The 3,547-nt window shown below is 67.4% G+C and carries 4 protein-coding genes; all 4 read left to right on the plus strand.

Translation table 11 applies throughout. The features are described from left to right. Positions 1-276, plus strand: a 276-nt coding sequence (locus P409_RS41000; protein ID WP_238578804.1) for a hypothetical protein, incomplete at its 5' end; no start/stop codon positions are given. Positions 277-346: 70 nt separating this feature from the next. Next, positions 347-1,420, plus strand: a complete 1,074-nt coding sequence (locus P409_RS29605; RefSeq protein WP_034846871.1) for a M4 family metallopeptidase — start codon at positions 347-349, stop codon at positions 1,418-1,420. A 36-nt stretch (positions 1,421-1,456) separates the two neighbouring features. Beyond that, positions 1,457-1,792, plus strand: coding sequence for a protealysin inhibitor emfourin (locus tag P409_RS29610; protein WP_034846873.1), 336 nt, complete (start codon positions 1,457-1,459; stop codon positions 1,790-1,792). Between the two features lie 154 nt (positions 1,793-1,946). Further along, a complete protein-coding gene (locus P409_RS29615; protein ID WP_052121559.1) occupies positions 1,947-3,485 on the plus strand; it encodes a calcium-binding protein in 1,539 nt (512 codons plus the stop codon). Positions 3,486-3,547 lie beyond the last annotated feature (62 nt).

Consider the following 3,547-nt stretch of genomic DNA (forward strand, 5'->3'; position numbering starts at 1 on the left):
CGTGATGATGATGGCCCATATCTTCCGGCACGCGTGATGGCGCGCCGGACGCTGCCGGCTGCCGGCCATCGGGCCTTTTCTCTCGGGTTCAATTTCATTGTCATCCTCGGGCTTGACCCGAGGATCCAGGGGCTTTCAAGAGCCGCTCTCGGCGGCCCCTGGATTGCCGGGTCAAGTCCGGCAATGACAATTGAGATCAGGTCAGTGGCTCTGTCCACAATCGAGGAGCCTGACCAGACGGAAGTGGTCGGCCCCGGGCCCGATCGCGTGATCTAGGAAGCTTTTCCAGGAACGAACCGGGCCGTCACGGCTTCTATCCGGTGACGGGCCGGGAAGGGAGATCCGCATGTGCACCCGACATCACCGCCACTCGATCTTCTGCATCCTGCCGCCCTATCTGCTGCGCGAGATCCTCGCCAATGGCAGCAAGGCCCAGAAGGCGGCCGCCAGCCGGGCGCTGGGCATCGACACCACCTTCCGCACCATGCGCGTCCGCCTGGCGGTGGCGCAGTCGGTGACGGACCGGCGGCACCGCAAGCTGGCCCTGCCGGCGGCCCGGCAGCGCAGCATTTACACCGCCGGCAACAGCGAGACCCTGCCGGGCACGCTGGTGCGGGCCGAGGGGCAGGGGCCGTCCGGCGACGCCGCGGTGGACGAGGCCTATGACGCGCTGGGCCACACCTTCGACTTCTTCCTCGAGGCCTATCGCCGCAACTCGATCGATGATGACGGCCTGCCGCTCGACGCCACGGTCCATTACGGCGAGGACTACAACAACGCCTTCTGGAACGGGCAGCGCATGGTGTTCGGCGACGGCGACGGCCAACTGTTCAACCGCTTCACCGCCTCGCTCGACGTCATCGGCCACGAGCTGGGGCACGGCGTCACCGAGGACGAGGCCGGCCTGGTCTACATGCAGCAGCCCGGCGCGCTGAACGAATCCCTGTCCGATGTCTGGGGCTCGCTGGTCAAGCAATGGGTGCTGAAGCAGACCGCCGCGGAGGCGGACTGGATCATCGGCGCGGGGCTGTTCACCAGCAAGGTGCACGGCGTCGGCCTGCGCTCGATGAAGGCGCCGGGCACCGCCTATGACGACCCGGTGCTGGGGAAGGACCGCCAGCCCGGCCATATGAAGGACTATGTCGACACGATGCAGGACAATGGCGGCGTCCACATCAATTCCGGCATCCCGAACCGGGCCTTCTACCTGGCCGCCACGGCGATCGGCGGCAATGCCTGGGAGCGGGCGGGGCGGATCTGGTACGATACGCTGCGCGACGCCCGGGTGACCGAGACCACGAAATTCGCCGATTTCGCCGCGGTGACGGTGGATGTGGCGGGGCGGCTGCCCGGGTCGAAGAAAGCCGAGGTCAGGGCCGTGGCCGATGCCTGGAAGCAGGTCGGCATCCCGACCGGCTGAGGCGCGGGCGCTACGGCCCCGGGGCAGGAGCGGGCGATGCGGATCACCTTCGCGATGTCGAGCACGGGGCTGTTCTATTCGCCGGGCCTGGCGGAGCCGGCGGTGCTCGACCTGGCGGCGCTGCCGCAGGCCGAGGCGGCGCGGATCGAGGCGCTGGTGCGCGACGCCCATGTCCTCGACCGGCCGGAGGCGGCGCTGGAGAGCCTGGCGCGGCCGACGCCCGACGCCCGCAGCTTCACCGTGACGGTGGAGCAGGACGGACGCATCCGTACGCTGGAACTGGCCGAGCCGATCGCCGACCCCACGCTGCGCGACCTGGTCCGATGCCTGCAGGACCAGGTCCGGGCACTGCGGGCGAAGCCCCGATCCTGATCCGCGCTTCCCTCCGCAAGAGCTGGTCGACGCGAAACGCCCGCATGCCGGCCCGCGGATAGTATGCGCCCCGAATTACGTCACAATTCAGCGTTAATATTACTTTCCAGAGTCAAAAGATTACATGATTTATTTCCCAAGAAAGGGCAAGGCTATGGCTGTCATTCCTGGAACCGCCGGCGACGACAACCTCTCCGGCACGACATCCAGCGACCAGATCACCGGCGCCGGAGGGGACGACACGATCTACGACGGCGACTACAGCGTCAGCTCGGCGGATACCATCGACGGCGGAACCGGCGACGACTACATCACCACCTATGCCGGCGCCGACTCCATCAATGGCGGCGCCGGACAGGACGTCCTCCAATTCCAATATACGAACAGCTCGACGGCGTTCACCGTCACGACCAACACGACGCCGGGGGCAACCACGACCACTTCCACCGGCGTGCAATTCACCAATATCGAGCGGCTGTACTTCTCTCTCGGCTCCGCCGACGACGTCGTGACCGCGGGGGACGGCGATGATTATTTCTCCGGCAATGGCGGGAACGACACGTTCAACGGCGGCAGCGGTCGCGACAACGGATATGGCGGCCTGGGCAACGACGTGTTCCATGGCGGCAGCGGCAGCGACTATCTGAACGGTGACGACGGGAACGATACGCTCTACGGCGATAGCGGCGGCGACTCTCTCTACGGCGGCGCCGGCGCCGACTCCATCTTCGGCGGCGACGGCTATGACTATATCGAGGGCGGAGCCGGCGCCGATGTGCTCAATGGCGGCGCCTACACCGATAGCCTGGCCTATTATTCCTCCGGCGCCGGGGTGACGGTGAATCTGGCATCGGGGACCGCGAGCGGCGGCGACGCGCAGGGCGACACAGTATCGAATTTCGAGAATGTCTATGGCAGCCAGCACGACGATACGCTGACCGGAAGTGCCGCCGGCAACGGCCTCAGCGGCTACGACGGCAACGACGTGCTCTCGGGGGGCGGAGACTACGATTCCCTCTATGGCGGTAACGGCAACGACACCCTGTCCGGGGACGACGCCAACGACTACCTCTCCGGCGAGGACGGCAATGATGTGCTGCGCGGCGGCGCCGGCGGGGACAGCCTCTACGGCGGCAACGGCAGCGACACCGCCAGCTACTTCACCAGCTCGGTCGCGGTTGTCATCAGCCTGGCGGCCGGCACGGCCAGCGGCGGCGATGCCGCGGGCGACACCCTGAACGGGATCGAGAACCTGTCCGGCAGCCAGGGCAATGACAGCCTGGTCGGGGACACCAACGCCAATGTGCTGCAGGGCTGGAACGGCAATGACGTGCTCACAGGTGCCGGCGGCAAGGACACGCTGACCGGAGGGGCCGGGGCCGACCGCTTCGTCTACGGCTATGCGACGCAGAGCCCGGTCGGGGCCGGGGCCGATGCGATCACCGATTTCAGCCACGCCCAAGGCGACCGCATCGACCTGTCCGGAATCGACGCCAACACGAGCATTGCCGGCAACCAGGCCTTTGCCTTCATCGGCACCGCGGCCTACCACCATGTCGCCGGCGAGCTGCGCTACGCCGTGACCGGCGGCGTCACCATCGTCGCCGGCGACGTCAACGGCGATGGTACCTCCGATTTCCACGTCCGGCTGACGGGCAGCATCGCCCTGGTCGCATCCGACTTCGTGCTGTGACCGCGGCCCGGCCGGCGATCCCGCGGACCGCCGGCCGGACCGGGAGGTCAGCCCGCCTGCGG

This window comes from Inquilinus limosus MP06 (genome assembly GCF_000767795.1).
Taxonomy (GTDB): Bacteria; Pseudomonadota; Alphaproteobacteria; order DSM-16000; family Inquilinaceae; genus Inquilinus; species Inquilinus limosus_E.